General features: G+C 49.1%; 11 protein-coding genes. 10 read left to right on the top strand and 1 reads right to left on the bottom strand.

Translation table 11 applies throughout. The features are described from left to right. Positions 1-177 precede the first annotated feature (177 nt). From ACN0YR_RS09105 to ACN0YR_RS09060, 10 genes are all read left to right on the top strand, one after another. Positions 178-2,625 carry a DUF4384 domain-containing protein gene (locus ACN0YR_RS09105; protein ID WP_417848890.1) on the top strand — a complete coding sequence of 816 codons (2,448 nt, stop codon included), beginning with the start codon at positions 178-180 and terminating at the stop codon, positions 2,623-2,625. Positions 2,626-2,859: 234 nt separating this feature from the next. Further along, positions 2,860-3,384, top strand: a complete 525-nt coding sequence (locus tag ACN0YR_RS09100; RefSeq protein ID WP_417848889.1) for a hypothetical protein — start codon at positions 2,860-2,862, stop codon at positions 3,382-3,384. Beyond that, positions 3,384-5,315, top strand: a complete 1,932-nt coding sequence (locus ACN0YR_RS09095; protein ID WP_417848888.1) for a M48 family metalloprotease — start codon at positions 3,384-3,386, stop codon at positions 5,313-5,315. Before ACN0YR_RS09100 ends, ACN0YR_RS09095 begins: the two co-directional genes overlap by 1 nt. Positions 5,316-5,425: 110 nt before the next feature. Continuing rightward, positions 5,426-5,956 (top strand): hypothetical protein, encoded by a 531-nt coding sequence (locus ACN0YR_RS09090; protein WP_417848887.1) that lies wholly within the window; start codon positions 5,426-5,428, stop codon positions 5,954-5,956. 33 nt (positions 5,957-5,989) lie between these two features. Then, positions 5,990-9,064, top strand: coding sequence for a caspase family protein (locus ACN0YR_RS09085; protein ID WP_417848886.1), 3,075 nt, complete (start codon positions 5,990-5,992; stop codon positions 9,062-9,064). 371 nt (positions 9,065-9,435) lie between these two features. Next, positions 9,436-11,346, top strand: a complete 1,911-nt coding sequence (locus ACN0YR_RS09080; RefSeq protein WP_417848885.1) for a M48 family metalloprotease — start codon at positions 9,436-9,438, stop codon at positions 11,344-11,346. A gap of 100 nt (positions 11,347-11,446) precedes the next feature. Next, positions 11,447-11,977 (top strand): hypothetical protein, encoded by a 531-nt coding sequence (locus ACN0YR_RS09075; protein ID WP_417848884.1) that lies wholly within the window; start codon positions 11,447-11,449, stop codon positions 11,975-11,977. 118 nt (positions 11,978-12,095) lie between these two features. Continuing rightward, complete coding sequence (locus ACN0YR_RS09070) at positions 12,096-14,642, top strand: protein kinase domain-containing protein (protein WP_417848883.1); 2,547 nt, start codon at positions 12,096-12,098, stop codon at positions 14,640-14,642. 160 nt (positions 14,643-14,802) lie between these two features. Next, on the top strand, positions 14,803-15,582 hold the full coding sequence (locus tag ACN0YR_RS09065; RefSeq protein ID WP_417848882.1) for an RNA polymerase sigma factor: 780 nt from the start codon (positions 14,803-14,805) through the stop codon (positions 15,580-15,582). 90 nt (positions 15,583-15,672) lie between these two features. Further along, positions 15,673-16,737: a hypothetical protein gene (locus ACN0YR_RS09060; RefSeq protein ID WP_417848881.1), complete on the top strand. Its 1,065-nt coding sequence runs from the start codon at positions 15,673-15,675 to the stop codon at positions 16,735-16,737. A 293-nt stretch (positions 16,738-17,030) separates the two neighbouring features. Here the strand turns inward: ACN0YR_RS09060 and ACN0YR_RS09055 are convergent, their stop codons facing one another. Then, positions 17,031-18,020: a hypothetical protein gene (locus ACN0YR_RS09055; RefSeq protein WP_417848880.1), complete on the bottom strand. Its 990-nt coding sequence runs from the start codon at positions 18,018-18,020 to the stop codon at positions 17,031-17,033. Positions 18,021-18,551 lie beyond the last annotated feature (531 nt).

The raw sequence follows: 18,551 nt of genomic DNA, 5'->3' as shown, positions 1-18,551 counted from the left end.
GCATCGGGTTTTCAGATCGGTTCTGAGGCCTTGAGAAAAAAGATAAATCTCCTCCCTTAAAGGCTGAAGAAATCGTTCACGAGATTGGTGACCGGTCACGTTCTCAAGCAGATGGGACCGATTCAATCAGTTTCGATGACGGCATGAAAACGCTGTGGTTCCAATCCATGACATCCCATGACTTCAAAATTGCAATATGCGTTGTACAATTGTCGCTGCCGCAAGTACACAGCCATCGAATTCGGGACCACTTTGATGATTCGAGCACTGACCCTGACCTTTACAGTTTTGCTTTGTTTATGCTGCAACGAAGCAAGCTCTCAGGAACCAACGGGCGATCAACTTGATCAACAAGTTCACTGGATTCTGAAGAATAAATGTTCAGTGTGTCATGATGAATTAGGTGATCATGCTGCTTCTGGAGTCGGCGATTTGCTCGAGCTCGAAGGTCTTTATAAGAACTATCTCGATCCGACCGATGAGGAGATGCTCAACGACTTGCTATTGGGCGAAGATGCCCGCATGCCGAAACCCAAGTACGACGACGTTGCCTGGAACGGTCCGCTTACGAAAGCTGAAAAGGCAACTCTTCGTGAGTGGATTCTTCGAGGAGGAGCAAGCGATAAGTATGTTTCAAACAAGGATGCTGAGCCGCGTCAGCTGATCACAATTCGTAACATGATGGAGTTGATTGCAAGCGACCTGCAAACGCTTTCGGGAACAAAGTTAGAGAACGCGCGTTATCTTACTCTGACGAATCTCCATAATCGAAATGATGTGAGCGAAGACGAACTGGAAATCTATCGGGCGGCGATCATCAAAACTTTGAACTCGCTCTCGCAGTCCCCCGATGTTTTAGGCCTCGATACTTCCAATGCCGCTCAAAAGCTCGTCGCTGTTGATTCGGCTCGCACGATCTTTCGGTTCGATTTGCGTCACATTGGGTGGAATCGAAAAAAATGGGATCGTGTGGCCCAGCACTACCCGTTCGCGATTGAAATTCGTGAAGGGACAGCGAATGTTGTGTATGAACTTACTTCTTCCAAGTTGCCATACGTACGCGCTGACTGGTTTGTCTTTGCAACACTTCAACCGCCGCTGTATCACGAGCTGGTTGAGATTCCCCCGACCTTGGCCCAGCTTGAGCAATCGCTAGGGATCGAACGGTTTCGGGAAATTCGCAATCGCAATGTCGCCCGGTCAGGGATGATTGAGTCAAAGGTCTCGGACTACAACCGTTTGCTGGAACGGATTCCATTTCGAGGAGGCGGCTATCACTTGAGTTACGACAACGGGGCCAATGATGGTGAATCGAATTTTATAGATTTCCCTTTCGGTCCAAAGGGAGTTGGGCTTGCAAGCAAATATGAATTCAAGCATGACGGCGGAGAGGCAATTTTCAATCTCCCCAACGGATATCAGGCGTACATGCTTGTCGACGCTGAAGGCCAGAGACTCGATGTTGCCCCGTCTTCGATTGTGCAGGATGGAACGATGCCGAGAGATGCAATCATCAACGGTATCAGCTGCCTGAGTTGTCACTTTCAGGGGATGAAGCCGGAGAAGTACTCGCCGCGTCTGGCTCAACTCGATGTGCTTCGCGAGGAGGTGACCAGTAACTTCGTTCGCTTCACTCCTGACGAGCGTGAGCTCGTGAAAGAGCTTTATCCCTCGCATGCCGAATTCGAACAACTGATTGAGAATGACCGAGAACGATTTCTCCGAGCATTAGCAGAATCTGGAATTCCGCAACGTGGTGCGACGGAGCCGGCTCGGGAACTCTTCAATCGATTCAAGAAAGACTTGAATACGGAATCGCTCGCAGCAGAGTTTGGAATGAACGCGGACGAATTTCGAGACAGATTAATGCGGGAAACTGAAACACGGCAGTTGTTAAGAATTGCTGAGCAGGGAATATTTGATCGTCAGCGTGTGTTCACTCAGTATTCCAGAATTGCACGACTTGTGGGACTCGCCGATGTCCGTACATTCAAACCGCTACCGTTTCCGTACTTCGCAGAAGAAACGATGCAATTCGCAAAAAACGATGCGGTTCAGGCGGCTGCAAACCCTACTGTGGGCTCTACTGGTGTTTCTCTCGTTGATGCGGAGAACCGCGATGGACAGCTGCAAGTCGAATTATGGACAACTGCTCAGCGTCAATCCTATGAAGTAGGAGATGTTCTTGAAGTCAAAGTGAGGGCAAGCGAAGACTGCTTCCTGACTCTCATCTCGATCGATTCCGTTGGCGAAATCACTCTGTTAATGCCCAATGCATTTCACGGGCAGTTTAGAATGAGAAAAAATCAAACCTTGACCATTCCAACACCTCAGATGGATTTTGAATTCATAGCAGAACCACCAACAGGTCCAACGATCGTGAAAGCGATCGTGTGTAAACGACCACTCCCCCTCCGCGATATCACTGTCGAGAGGCTCAACAAGGAGATTTTCCCGTCACTCGGTCGCGCCAAAGGATTTAACGTTCGTAAGAGAGAACAACCGCTCGAACAAGTACCGGAGCAGGGCCCCTCGGCTCCGCTGACCCTTGAGGAGATCGGAAATATTTTTTCACGAAACGAGTGGGCGACAGCGAGTATCAGTGTGGTAATCCGTCCCAAATAGATCAAGAATATAAAATGTCTACTTAGCAACCTTCAAAGTGGAATGGCTGTTCAGCCCGTCGGGGGACTTTCGGTTCAAGTACAATCTTGTGAGGCTCAAGCACTCTCGTGCGAATGTAAAATTATTGTCAGAGGTAGAAAAGCCTGAGGAAAACTTGAAACTCATGTGATGCAGATCCGTCAGTTACGTAACGGTCATATTCGATTCCGCTTTATCTAACAGGAATACAATCAAATGATACGAACTTCACACTTGTTGCAACTGATTGTGATATTGAGCGTCGCCGTCGGGCTGAGTTCAACTGCGTGGTCTCAATCGAATGGACTTGTGAAAGAGCGGTTTTTGCAACCGGAGAAGTCTACGAAGTCAATGCAGCCAAACGACCTCGGACTTGCAGGGAGGTCCGATGAACAGAACAAGAATGCGGCAACCGCTGCAGGCCTTCTTAGCACTGATCGAGAAAAATCTCTTGCGCTCAGAAATGTGCTGGGACAAAAGAGTTCTAATCTTGGCATCGGTCAGCTTCAACCATTGAAAAACAAAGTGGCAGCTGATCGGCATGCTGGAGAAGAATTTTGGTCAACAGCATTCGACGGGATTAAAGTTAAACAGGAACAGTCTAAAGGGGTGCTCCCCACCAGAGAGTCTCAGCTTCAAAACAGTTCGTCAAAGAAAGAGATTTTGAATCTGGAAGGTTCGCACGGCCTTGCGAGCGAGACTCTGTCGAAACTGAACAAAAATGCTGAAGGGCTGAAGTAATGAACCCCTTTGTTTCGCCCCGATCTGAAAAGCTGCGAATAGCATTTGCGACACTGGCGATCATTTTTGTCGCTGCGTCCGCGAATGCAGAAGTGACAGAGAAACATCGGGAAGTTGCACAAACAACATTTGATCGGCTGATTGAGGTCATCGAGCGTCCCGAAGGTTGGGATGTTTGGCCTCCCAAACTGGACATCATCGATAGTCCCGAAGTCCAGGCAATTGCATATCCGACTCAAACAGATGAAGGTCTCACACCGAACATCAAAGTGTATGTTGGGTTAATCGAGAAAGTCGCTGACTTTGATCCAGAAATCCTGGCATTCGTAGTCGGACATGAAATCGGCCACTTGGTCTACTTCCATTCACAGAAAGGGCAGGACTGGTATCAAAAATTCGGTGGTACCAAGATCTCCACAGCGGTCACCGCCGCCAATCGCGATCAGGAACTTGAAGCCGACTTCTTCGGAATGCAAGTCGCACTCAAAGCAGGCTTTTCACATCGTGGCGTGCGTCGTGCCCTTGTGGGAATGGCGAAGGCAATGGGGAAGAACGACTACTGTTCTTTTGAAGGCCTTCAAGCGTCACATCCCTCATGGGATACGCGAGCGTCCTATCTGCAACAGGATAAAGTGCAATTAGAATTATGGCGTTCGATGACCGCCTTTAATAACGGAGTGCTCTTTCTGGAGACTGAAAACTACGTTCATGCTGAATTCTGTTTTCGCAGAGTCGTCGAAGAGTTTCCCGAATGCTACGAAGGCTGGACCAATCTCGGATATGCACTCTTGATGCAATACGCTGATGCTTTCGATAAGGACGATCTCCGATCATTCGACATCGGTCACATCGTCGTTGGTGGCTTTTATCGCAGACCGGAGTCATTAACATCGCAACTGCGAGCAATTGATCCCGATATTTGGTACGAAGCAGTTGGAGCTTTTCGCGAAGCACTGCGACTGAAGGATCGTCTGGGACTTGAGGACGAGATGATTCTCGTGAAAGCGAATTTGGCGGTCGCGTATCTGATCCATCCCAATGGGAAACAGGTTGGTGAAGCCGAAAAGTACTTTGAGGAAATTTTTCAGCTATTCGACGATCCAGCGAACACCAAACAGCTTGACCCGCTGGTTCGAGCAACAATTCTTATCAACGCTGGAGCAGGCCGCCCGCTTAATGAAGAACGAGTTGCGCAAGCACTACAAGATCTACAACAGGTTGCGCAAGAAAGTCCTCAAAACAAAACGCAGGTCAATACATTGACGGCCGCATTGGGCTATTCTCAAGCCCTTCAACTTGCTGCGACGGGAAAGCCGAATGACAAATCCTCAGCTGTGAAGTTGCTTGAAAAATATCTCTCCACCATCAGCCCTGCCAGTGCCTGGTGGCCGGTCGCATATGAGGAATATCAAAAACTTGTTGAATCCACGGGGGGCACACCGAAATTGATCGATGATTTCAAGTCCCCTGGTGTTAAAGACTGGCGAGCCGTCACCAGCGTCACGCTTTCGAATGGGACGACTATTGGCTTGTCACTTCCCGTCAATGATCTGGAAAAAGAACTCGGAGCTGCGGATTCTGTGATCCCCATCATTGAAGACACGAATCTCAAACGGCTTACTTATAAAGAGCAAGGGATTTCCGTTCTGACCAGTCGAGACGTCCTCGCCATCTTTTTGAAAAATCCCGATTCACCCGCAGTCAAACTCATCCGTCCAGGACTCGGCGGTGAGTCGGTACAACTGACAGTCGGAATGAAACGCAGCCAACTCGAATCCTTACTCGGAGATGAGTGGGAAGTTGAGTTCGCCAGCATTGATGACCCCGATCAGGTGTATCACCTGTATCGAGATGTCGGGATTGCTGTCCAGTTCGAAGACGGGCTGGTGAGTGAACTCGTTCTCGTGATGGTCCCTCGAAGATTAACATAAAGGATTTAGTCCGGAACGGAATCGCTTTTACTTTTCTTATTGTGTGTCAACTCGATTTACCTTGATTTTCGATAAAGGAATTCCCGCTGATGTTTTGCAACACAACACGAATGACCTCTTTTGTATTCGCTCTCTCCGTTGGACTTGTATTCACCTCGTTCAGTTTTGCTCAAGATGAAGATGAGGGGGCTTCTTTGGCAAAAGCTCACGAGCAACTGAGAGCGGTGCTCGATAACACAGACAACCTCTTCTACAAGTCCGGCAAGGAAAACGATGGCAGCACGTTTTACACTGTGATCTGGGAGCATAATGATAACTCCGTCAAATTTATCATCACGCTGAAAAAACTCGGTTTCTATGACGGAACTGATATCTATGGGCTTTCACTCTGGACATATGTCGCAAATGAAGAGAATGCGGTTCCCCCGGCTGTCATCAAAGCTGTTGCGACGACAACGGATCGTCTGACTCTCGGCAGCTTCAGCTGCTCACAAGATTTCACCAAAGTGTTTGCCAATCTAACGGCTTCGCTGGATGGGCTCACCCCTGCGTCGATGTGGTTTTATGCTGCCTATTTGCAAAGTAATAAACAAGCGATGGAAGGGATCATTGAAGAGGCGATGTCCGCTTCGGGGCGATAATACGCTTGTCGAGCAAACTTTTTTTATACATGAATGCTTGGTCATTCTGGTTATCCATTCGACATGAAACTCGTTTACTTGAAACACTCGCTCTTCTTCAGTGGCTTACTTTTTCTGATCCTTGGTTTCACGGTTCGGATACAAGCAGCCGATCCGATTCTTCGATTGGAAACAGGAGGTCATACGGCGAATTGCCTCTGGCTGGACTTCACCCCTGATGGTCGCGAACTGGTGACTCTCGGTGCGGACAAAGTCATCCGCGTCTGGGATGTCACCACTCCTTCCAAACCGCGATTGGACCGAACGCTTCGAATTCAAATCGGCGAAGGACAGTCGGGGATTCTGGTGGGTGGTGCGATTGCGCCTCAGGGAGATGTCCTGGCAGTCTGCGGGCAGCTGGAGAATAATGTCTTCCTGTTGATCGATCTCAAGACGGGTAAGGTCTTTACAAGTGTTTCGGGTCATTCAGGAACCGTTCGTTCGCTGGCGTTCTCCCAAGATGGGCGATACCTGCTGAGCGGTGGAGACGGCATCACGATCGGGCTGTCCGACATGGATGCGTGGCGTCGAAGCGGGAAAACCGAACTCCCAACCACGACTCTTGTCGGTCATCAGGATGCAGTCTTCCATTGCACCTTCCTTGGGACGGGGCCTGGAATGAAAGTTCTTTCAACTTCAGCAGATCAGACGCTGCGCATCTGGGGATTTAATGGCGTCCAGTGGGTCACCGAGAAGAGACTTTTTCATGAAAACAGCTTGTACTACCAACCGGTCGCTGCCCCCAATGGAAAGCAGTTTGCTGCCACTGTTGTCAATCAGCCCGTCCGGCTGTTCAACTCGGACGGGCGTCTTCTTCAATCGTACGGAAGCCTTACTTTTGATCATCCGCAAGGCATGATTCCAATCGTCGATTTTTCTCCGGACTCGAGCAAGCTCATTTACGGAATGACCGGTCAGTTTAATCTGGGGGGGAGCGGAGTTTTCGATATTCAATCTGGCCGCATCGATGCTCGATTCGGCGAACACAACAATACAGTTCAGACTATCGCAACTCATCCCGCTTACTCCAAGGGAAAACCACTCATTGCATCAGCAGGGGGGGATGCAAACGAGGTTTACATCTGGAACGGAACCACCGGAGAACGAATCGCCAATATCGTCGGTCGCGGTGCAGCCGTGTATGGGATCGCTGTGAGCGATGATGGAAAACAGCTTGCATTCGGCCAGAAGAATGGGCGGTCAATCACCGTGAATGCCGATCATCCACTCACTCGAACTTTCGACTTTGATTCATTTTACCCAGGTGGATCAGCAACCGACAGCTGGACGAACTGGCGGCGACGAAATGAAACTGCGAATGGTTGGACCGCAAAGACCCCGGAAAATCTTTATGGGTTAATCGATCTGTTCCATCATGGACGACAGGTTTCGCGGATTGAGAATACCGCTGGGGGGAGAGTCATCTGCTACTCCTTCTCGCCGGACGGTCGGAGAATTGTTGTCGGCTACGACTTCGCCCTGGCGATGTACGACACGGAAACGGGGCGACTCCTCAAAGAGTTTGTCGGACACGAGTCCACGATCTGGTCGCTGACGATCAGCCCAGACGGAAACACCTTGTACTCAAGTAGTGGTGACCAAACAATTCGTGCCTGGGATCTGAATGGTACGCCCGATCGTAATGGAGGAGTCCCCTCTCTATTGAATTTCTTTGTCACCAGTGATGGTGAAGAGTGGATCGCCTGGACCAATGAAGGTTATTACACCGGATCACCCGGAGCTGATGAATTCATTGGCTGGCACATTAATATGGGGATCGAACATCAGGCCGATTTCGCAGCTGCCTGGCAGTATTCACGAGCCTTTCGGCGTCCCGACATTGTTTCCCGTGTGCTTGAAGCTCGTTCAACCTCCGAAGCGATTCGACTCGTAGCGAATCAGCAGAATAAGCCTGCTGTCCCGCAGCTTGATATCGCACGAAATCAAGATGAACTTGCAGTACCTGTCGTTCAGATTACCTCACCAATTGGGAATGCAAATACTGGAGCGACGACTATCCGTGTCACAGGAACTGCACAACCAACCGGAAGTTTACCTATCGAAGAGATTCGAGTTTTGGTGAATGGCCGCCCAGCGAGTGGAACTCGAGGATTTGTCGTCCAACCAAAGCCCAACACTGGCAATACTTCCGTTGCCAAACCGTTCGACGTTGAAGTCGGTTTGCTTGATGGAGAAAACCGCATCGAAGTGATTGCGACAACAGCCTATGCCACAAGTCGTCCTGCGGCAGTCGTAGTCACTCGAAATGCGCCGGTCACGATTCGACCAACCCTTTACGTGCTGGGAATCGGGGTTTCGAAATATGAACAATCAGAGCTCAATCTCGCGTTTCCAGATGATGACGTGAACCAGTTGATTGAGGTTCTCAAGGAACAGTCTGGCGGACTTTATAAAGAAATTGTTACGAACTCACTCATCGATGAAGACGTCACCGACCGCAATATTCGGCGGGCACTTGTTGAACTTCAGAGAAACGTCACCCAACATGATGTCGCGATAGTGCTTCTCTCTGGTCATGGTGACCTTGCTGATGGTCAATACTTCTATTGTCCTCACGATCATGACCCGACCGAAACTGCAATCTATGGCATTCGGTTTTCCGATCTCACTGAACCTTTAAAGCAGATGCCCTGTAAAGTTTTACTCTGTCTCGACACATGCCATGCAGCAGGAGTGTTGGGACCGCAAGGGCAGCGGACAAGAGCAACAACTTCTATATTCAATCGTGCTGTCGCAGAGTTGACGAGCCTTGAGTCGGGGATGGTCGTGATGGCGAGTTCCACTGGGCAACAAGCGAGTATTGAAGACGATGCGTGGGGGCATGGTGCATTTGCATTGTCCCTGATTGAAGCGTTTTCTGGTAAGCGACACCCCAATGTGCCGAGCAAGCTCAAACTTCCCTGCGATCTCAATGGAGACGACGTACTCGAGCTTGTCGAAATCGACGCCTACGTCACATCGAGAGTCAAGGAGCTGACCGGAGGCAGACAGCAACCAATCACAGAAAGAGGGCGGATCCCATCTTTTCCGATTGCAGTCGTTCGGTAAGAAGCTAGAGCAGTTTGCTCTACCGTGTGCCCGTGAAGAACGTATTTATCCAGTAAAAATGCTGTTCGCCACGAGGCAGAACCTGCAAACCAATTCGAAAGATGCTCTAGAGCAGATTGCTCTTCCATGTGCCCGAAAAAAATAAGTTTCACCAGTGAAATTACTGTACGCCATGAGGCACTCCCCGAACACCGATTCGAAAAATCCTCTAAACAATTCCTGCGAATTTTGAGTTTCTCCGCTTCAAGCTGTCACAACTTCAGACCTCAACTGTAAGGGAGTTGTTCACCCTTAATTGTAAACGCTTTCTATTGTATGCAGATCGCGTTTTACGAAGTCATCGTGAGTTGTCTCAGTCGAAAGGTTTGATCATGCTCAACCACACACGAAAAATTTGCGTTATTGTTTGTTTTGGGACGATTTTGAGCCTCTCGAATACGTCCAGCGGTGAAGTCACTGATCGACACCGCGAACTGACCGATCGAGTAATGAAACGACTCCTTGCGGTAATGGGGAAGCCCGATGGCTGGGAAGTTTGGCCGCCGGAGTATGAAGTGACCGATCCAGGGTTTGCGAATGCCTTTGCGATGTATCGAACTGAAGACGGTGTCGATATCCCCAGGATCGAGGTCACTGTGACAACGATCGAGGAAATCGCCAAATTCGATGAAGAAGCTTTGGCCTTCACGCTTGGCCACGAGTTGGGGCATCTTTACCACCATCATAGCCATCAAAAGCTTAAGTTTCTGAAACAGTATGGAAACGACCTGAATGTCGTCTATATGGCGACTCAGCGAGAGTTTGAATATGAAGCAGATCTGTTCGGGATGCAACTCGCTTTTAAGGCGGGATATACGCGGAAAGGATTGATGAAGGACTTGCAGGGCTGGCGTGGAGACTCGACTCCGTACTGCCGGTACGAAGGTCTGAAACTCAGCCATCCGACATGGGAGGATCGCGCTCAATACCTGTTCGATGACAAGCAGGCGAAGTCTCTGTGGAGATCTCTCAGCTCATTTCAAACAGGAGTCCTTTTCCTGGAAAATCAACATTATCCGCATGCGGAAGCCTGTTTTCGCGAAGTGACCACAGAATTTCCCGACTGCTATGAAGCATGGGCAAATCTGGGATATGCACTTCTCATGCAGTATTGTGATGCTTTGGATGCTGAGGATATCCGGAGTTTCGATATTGGGCATCTCGTCGTAGGTGGCTTTTATCGTCGTCCAGATTCACTGGAGCGGCCTGTCCGTGGCGTGATCGACGATCTGTGGTTTGAAGCTGTCGGGGCATTCCGGGAAGCTCTTCGCCTCAAAGAGCGATTGCAATTCAAAGATCCCTTGCTGATGGTCAAGGCAAACCTGGCTGTCGCGTATCTGGTACATCCTGCCGGAAAAGATGTTGGTCAGGCTGAGCGCTGGTTTGAGCAGGTGTTCGTTGCGCTTGAAGACGAAGAACTCGCGAAGAGTCTTGATCCACTTGTGCATGCGTCAATCCTGATCAATTCCGGATCTGCACGAGGCTTCAAGCCTGATCTGGTGGTTTCAACGCTCAAGATCCTCGCACAAGCAAAAACTGTTCGTGGAAACGGTCCGGCTGTCGTCGCAATGGAATCTGCGTTGCAATTCAATCAAGCTCGTACGCTGTTGTCTGAGAAGGATCCAAAGAAGCAACAGGCTGCTCTTAAGTTGTTCGAACAGTATTTGAATGGCATGACCTCTGCGAGTTCGTACTGGCCGATCGCATATAGCGATTATGTCACGATGGCGAAAGCCGTGGGTGTGACTCCCAAAACGGCAACTGAATTTCGAAAACCGGGTGTCAAGAACTGGCGTCCCATTACTTCTGTTGAACTTCCCAATGGGAAGATAATAGGACTCAGTCAAAGTTATAAAAAACTAATGAAGGATCTGGGCCCTGCGGATGTTGAAATACCAGTTGCCCAGGGGACAAACCTCAAATATTACAAGTACAACGATTTGGGAATCACTGTCTTGGCGACACGCGAAGTCCTCGCGGTTATCTTCAACGATAAGACCGCACCGGGGATTACGGTTCGCCGACCGGGACTTGGAGGAGAGCGATCACAGGTCACTTTAGGGATGTCGAAGAGTGAGATCGAACAACTGTTCGGTGACGAATGGGACTCGGAATTAGTGCACCTTTTCGACGAAAACAATCTGTACGCACTCTATCGCGACCTCGGCCTGGCGGTTCTCTATGAGAAAGGGATTGCAACAGAATTGGTGGTGACAGTCGTTCCCATGAACGATGGAAAATAGTTCTCTTCGACCTGTTCTCAATCTACAATTTCAACGGATGACAACAATCCACATCTTAAATAGAGGTCAGAATGCTATGGGAATCTTCAGTCGATGCACCATGCTCTACGCTCTCATTCTTGTAATCTCTCAAACGACATTTGTTTCTGCACAAGATGACAGCTCCGATCAGGTTGCTCTTGAGAATGCAATTGTTGCCTTGAAGGAAAAGTTGGCAGGGATTTCAGATGACATCTTTCTACGAGAACAAGAACTCGAGAGTGGGATGAAAATCTTTCAGGTGATTTGGGAAATGGATGGGGAGACGTCCAAGATCACTTTAGAATTGCGTCCACTGGGGCAATACAACCACGAACCGGTTTTTGGTCTTTTTGCTTATACAACTGTGGCGGAAGTTGACAATGGTTCGATGCCGCCTGCTGTCATCAAAGCAGTTGCGACAAAAAACGAGAAGACTGTCCTCGGTTACTTCAGCATGCCAGAATCTTTCGACACGGTGTACATGAACACGAACACACCGTCGGACACACTCACCTCTGGACAGCTATGGATGATCTGTGCCTGGTTGCATAAGAATCGTGTCGAATTCAAAAATGAAATTGATTCGATTTTGAAAGCAACCGGCCAATAAATTAAGCTAACAACGTGCATATCTCTCGAAGATTCGATCCTTTGATTGAGTCTTTGAGTTTCTTCTTTTGGGAGTTGAACCGCTGGAGCCGGACAACAGAGCCGAAAATGACCCTGCCGTGGAAACTGAACTCTTCGGCACCATAGGCGACGATCAGCCTGTCGCGAAGGCTTTAGCACCTTTAATGGCTCCGGATATTACAGGATTTCGAATCCTCTCTTTGCTCGGTCGAGGTGGAATGGGCTGCGTCTACCTTGCAGAGCACATCCAGTTAGGACGCCTTGTCGCGATCAAAATCGTTGCGCATGGGGCAACCGCTTCTGATAAATTACTCTCCCGATTTCACGATGAGTCCAGAGCCGTTGCTGCTGTCACGCATCCGGGTGTCTGCCAAATTTACGAAGTGGGAGAAGAGAACGGGCTGCCATTTCTGGCGATGGAATATATCAAGGGCGAAACTCTTTCAGAGTCAATTCGCAGGCAACTCCCTTCGCACACCGATGTTGCCAGATATGTTCGCGACATCGCACTCGCGATTGAAGCTTGTCATCAGGCTGGAATCCTGCATCGTGATTTGAAGCCAGCCAACGTCATGCTGACATCCGACCGCACCATTAAAGTGATGGATTTTGGATTAGCAAAGCGTCTTGAATCACAGGACGGAAGTCATACAAGGACGGGCGAAATCATCGGGACTCCGAGCTACATGTCACCTGAACAGGCGAGCGGAGTCGTCAAACAGTTCACGCCCGCGACCGATGTCTACGCTATCGGAACAATTCTCTATGAAGCTCTTACGGGGCGACCTCCCTTTCAAACGCCCGATGCGATGCAGACGATCATGATGGTTCTTACAGAAGATCCAATCAGTCCGCGAAAACTTCAACCAAGGGTGCCGGTCGACTTAGAAACAATCTGCCTGAACTGCCTTCAGAAGAAACCGCCGAAACGATATCAATCTGCTGCCAGCCTGGCTGAGGACATTCAGCGGTTTCTCGACAATGAACCAATTCACGCCCGGAAAACTCCCCTCTGGGAGCAAGGCTGGAAATGGGTTCGACGTCATCCGACCTACACCACTTTGGCGACGATGTTGTTCCTTGTCATGATTGGTGCAGTGGTGGGAGTGTCGTTGCATGTTGACCGTCTGCAGGTCGAACTCGACCGGTCGGAGAGGCTCTTCGAAGACAGCCAGGAGCTCGGTGAATGGCTGGTGAACCGGCACATCCCAGAGATCGCCAGAATCCGTGGAGGGACCGAACAGCAAGAAAATTTGGTCGCCAGAACGCTGCAGCATCTTCAGGAACTCGAGAGCGATATCGCTGCCGACCAAAGACTTGCCGAGTATCTCGCACAAGCGTATCTACGAATCGCAGAGGTCCAGTCAGACCCATTCTTCGCAACCGAATCACGGCGTGAGCAGGCACTGACCAGCTATCAAAACGCATTGAGACTCTTCGAAAACCTTGCAGAGATCGCTCCCCAAGACTCTGAGCTCACTCTCTCCGCTCGCCTCCAAGTCCTGATCGAGATGGCTCGGATAAATATTCATCTGGACCGATTCAATCAAGCAAAGCAATTGATTCAGCAGTCTTCTGCTCTTCTCCCTGCAAGCGGTTCCTCAAATCCAACGATTCAATTTGCAGGGCTTCAACTTAATGAATTGGAAACGACAATCGGACATCGACAAGGGAGCATCACACCGGAGAGTGCACTCGCCAGATACAGAGACCTCTACAATTCAAGCATTCCGCTCGCAGGAAAGTTGCCGATTGCAGATCGACACAATCTATTTCAGGCTCGTCTGTGTAGAAAGGAAGTCGAAATTCGAAGCCAGCAAGGGGTGGAACCTAAGGGAGATCGTGAAGTTGAATTGCAAACGGTGAGGAACTCGTTGAAGGAAATATTCCAACAGTCCAACCTGGACAGGCATGCCTTATGGACGATTTCGGTGACTCAAGCGGAACTCGCTCGCCTGTTTCGCAAGGTTGGAAATGTCCAAGAAGCCGACAACCTCATAGAGGACGCAATCGACCAACAACAGGGTCTGGTGAGCGAGATTCTGCAGAGTTCCGTTCTTGTTCAGTCACTACTGGAAATGCTTGCACAAAAGATTGATATCGAACTTGCACGTCCCAACCTCGATCAGGCATTGGAGTTTACGAGGCAACATTTCGCTGCCTCCGAGAAACTCTATCTTTCAAGCCCAGAAGGGTTTAAAAACGAATACCGAAAATCTCTTGAATTGCTGGCTGAAGTGCAGAGGCGAAGGCATCGTTACCAAGAGGCTGAGGTCGCAATTCTTTCCGCAGTGAAACTGCATCGCGATTCTCCTGATGAGTCTCAGCAATTGACTCTCGCGAGATTACTGAAATTGCACGCAGAGCTGTTAGTCGAATCAACAGGTTCGCGCTCGATTGAACCAGAACGAATCAAAGCACTTCAGGCAGCTATCGACCGACTCAGAGAAAGTATTTCAATTCACGAAAAACTTGGTTCGCCAACCCAGAGCGGAGCAGATCGACTCTATTGGCAAACGATCGCACGCTTGCATGAATTCGAAGAACAATTCGAACAAATCATGTTACATAGCAGAGAGCGTTCACGTTCAATCCGAAGACCGACCTATCCGCTACTCATCGGGCCTTTAGAAAAGACTGATTAGTGGTATCTCAATAATTCAATTTCGAGTTGATGGATGTCATGATAGAGACACCGGGGAAGTTTTCATGAAATTGAACTTCAGGTTGAACGCTCTATCAGGCAACAGACTGTATTTCAGATTTTGGATCCTTCATCATTTTCACAACATTTCGAGGTCCCCAATGGTCGCTGACGACGCGGATCAATTTGTCTCCAGATTCGATGCTCAACCGACACGCTGGAGCATGATCCAGAAAGCTCATGGTCAATCTCTTACGGGGGGAGAAGAGGCTCGCAAATACTTGGTGATGCGATACTCTCCTGCGATTCGGCGCTATGTGAGAGCGATCACCAAAGATGAAGATCAGGCAGATGAAATCGCTCAAGATGTGATGGTACGTCTGCTTCAAGGAGACTTCGCCGGTGCTGACCCCCAGAAGGGACGATTTCGCGACCTGCTCAAAGTCGCGATTCGAAACATGACAAAAAACATTTGGACAAAGCAAAAAGTTCGCAAGACTGTCGATTATGACCTGAACTTGAATGCAGACGATTCTGAAAATGAAACGGACCTTCTCTGGACAGATGAATGGCGACAGCAATTGCTTGAACTGGCATGGAATCAGCTCCAGGAACACCAGAACAACCACCAAGGGAGTGTCGCCTACATCATTCTCAAGTTGCGTACAGAAGACCCAGATGCTTCCTCAAACGAACTGGCGGAACGACTCGGCCAGAAAATTGGGAAAACCGTACGAGCCGATCAAGCTCGCCAGCAGTTACGCCGCGCGAGGGTGCGGTTTGCTGAGTTTCTTGTTGCAGAAGTGGCTGATGGAATTGAAGTTACATCGCCTGATCGCATCGAAGAGGAACTGGGTGCACTCGGGCTGCTAGAGAGAATCCGGGACGTTCTTCCCGGCGACTGGGCATCAAAACATCAAGAAAACGAAAATAATTCATAAGTTGCTGTCACAACTCCAGAGGGGGCTTGTACTGGGAGTGTCCGACAAAGACACAAACCAAAACAAACAACCTCATCACCGGAGAATGACATGCTTTTCACTGCCCACAAAAATCTGTTCCGTAACCTGTTCAGCAACAACACCTTCAAGCTCCTTTGCTGCGGTATTGCTATCGTGAACATACTCGCTGCTCCGAGCTATGCAGCAAAGAGCAAACCAGTTTTCGACGCTTCCGAGTATGAAGAGTGGGGACTCGATTATCCTGGAAAAAATCCCCAAGTTGAGGACAAAGCAGATTCAGAGAAACCTGCGACTCCACCGGTGAGAACACAGACCGGTGCTCAACCTCCTGCGAGTCAGGCTCCTGCGACTCAAGCATCCGCGAGTCAGTCATCGCTGCCAACAGGCGGTGCTGTTCCTCAAGACATTGCAGATTCGATCCAACAAACTGCTGTGCACGTCGTTATTTTCTACTCCGATGGAAAGCACATGGTCATGCCGGGTTGGATCGTCGACACGCAGCGACGCATCATTATGACTTTCAATTTAATCAAGGGGGCAGAAAAAATTCAGGTCGCATACCCACAAGTGACCGATGTCCCCGACGATAAGGTTTCTGGTTCATCTGTTGTGGTCCTGAAACATGACACTGACATGGAGTATGTTTATCTTCAAGCGAATTTCATGCCTGAGACACTGGCTAATTTGACTGTCTCCGCCCCTTCAACCAGTCAGACTGCGAACCGACCAGTCGTGGCTAACAAACCAACAGCCCCAACACCTCCAACCAGTGGCGGCCAAAATAATGGCGGATTCAACACTGGTGGACAGCAAGGCGGTTTCCAACGTCCAACTCAACCACATAACCCACTTGTCGGTCGGTGGTATCTAAAGGACACAGTAAACGGAACTCGAATTCAGATTGGTGTCGCGTTTGATGCTCAGGGGCAATACGCAATGGAGATGGTGGCGGTCGATGGTTACGGTCAACAAAGTCAAGATTCGACCTTCGGAACATACACCGTTCAAGGAAACACTTTGATCATCAACTCCGAAGACGGTGTCGAAAGATCAAACTTTAGATTTGAAAACGGACAGCTTCATGTTTACCTGACTGAAAATGACACCACATTGATCTTCCAGCCTGCGTCGTAATTAAGTTCAATAATTGAAATCATCAAAACGCCTCGTTCTTCAGGAACGAGGCGTTTTTCGTGAATTTATTTCTTCGAGTAATTCAAGGAATTTTACGTTCGATTAGAGCAGTTTGCTCTATCGTGTGCCCGAGAAGCACGCATTTCGTCTATAAAATTGCTGTTCGCCACGAGGCAGAGCCTGCACACCAATGCGAAGGATGCTCTAGGTTAGTCCATTTTGGACTCTGAGCTGTTGTTACACCGTATAAAGTCGGGAACAACGCGAACCGAAGTGATGGAGCGTCCATTCTCTCAGTGAAAGATAGAGATGACCGCATTTTCCAATTCATAGGTGATCTCAAAATCGTTGGCGAAAATTTTCCCAGCCAGTGGCTGAGGTTTCTGGTCCGCGTTGATGGTCTCTAAAAGAAAAGTTCGGTCTGAATGAATTGTCAACGAAAGTTCAACGTCATTGAAATCGGCGATGTCGGCCCTCCAGACTCCAGTGAATGGTGTGTCCAATTGAATCATTTCAAGTAAATCCAGATCATCATCGTCTGGTTTGCTCTCTAATGACTTGAACATTCCGTTTGAGATGAATTTCGTCGTGATAGACAGGCGGTCCATTGGGGCTTCCGACATAGCCTGTTGATAAATTTTCATCTGCCGTGATCGTTCCATTTCGCTTTGGACTTCCTGCTGTGTCGGTGACTTCCTATTGTTGAAACCCCCGATAGAAAGGCCAGCAATCACTGCGATTAATGCAACAACTGCGAAGGCAGCGACACCGCGATATTGAACTGCTGCCAAGGCGAACAGAGACAAGGCGATTGTGAAGAATGGTAAAATCAACGCTACGAGCTTGAGTTCATTGTCCGTCACAAATCGTGCCCAGACAATGGAGCTAATTGAACTGACAATGAGAATTGCGATGGAACTCCATAAAGCCAAACCTGTTCTATTGAGTGCAGAAGGTCTTGAGTGAAGATCTTCACTCGAGACCTTCTGATCTAACTCGAACTGCAGAATCTGTGCAGAGAAGCATAAGAAGACTGTCCCAACGATAAATCCTGCAGAAACATGTCCAAATAAACCAACAACCCAGCCCGCCCGCATTCCGCTGGCCCAACCTGCAAGCAATCCTGTTGAAACACAGCCAACAATTCCAGTGATGAAAATAACACGGCGACTGCGTTGTGAGGGCAGCGACAGGAATTGAACTAAGGCCCAGACCATGTAGCTGATCGAGGCTAAAGCCGATACAAGGACGAACAAATCTCGGAGTTGATGTAGAGGATCCATGTGCCTTTGAGATTCCGATCAGGATTTGCGGAGAACCTGTTCAAGTTTAGTCGACAGAGCGGTACATGGACATTCTCGTATAAGATTGTGAGTTTGCCCGATCGACAAACTGTATCAACTGCGGTGTCGGCTTATGGTGCTGCCGAACTCTTCCGTTCAGGGGCCAGGACATTGAGACCTCCCAGCTTCCTGTAGCGTTCGAACTCTCACAAAATCTTCGTGAGAAATGGTTAGAGCATCTTTCGAATTGGTTTGCAGGTTCTGCCTCGTGGCGAACAGCATTTTTACTGGAGAAATACGTTCTTCACGGGCACACGGTAGAGCAAACTGCTCTAGAGGCTGACTACTCTGTGAAACGTCGTATTCTCGAAACCGTCTGTTTGAACTGCTCTCTCAATGGCGTAAGCCTAGTCGCCACAATGAAGAAGCCCTTCGACCTGTTGGCCAAAGGGCTTCTTCAAAAAGATAGTCGGGGCAACCAGACGCGGTTAGATTTTTTTTGCGGATGAACTTGGCGACTGGCCAGCCGTG

Origin of the sequence: Thalassoglobus sp. (assembly GCF_048270125.1) — a bacterium.
GTDB lineage: Bacteria > Planctomycetota > Planctomycetia > Planctomycetales > Planctomycetaceae > Thalassoglobus.
This window is presented reverse-complemented; position numbering and strand designations above follow the sequence as displayed.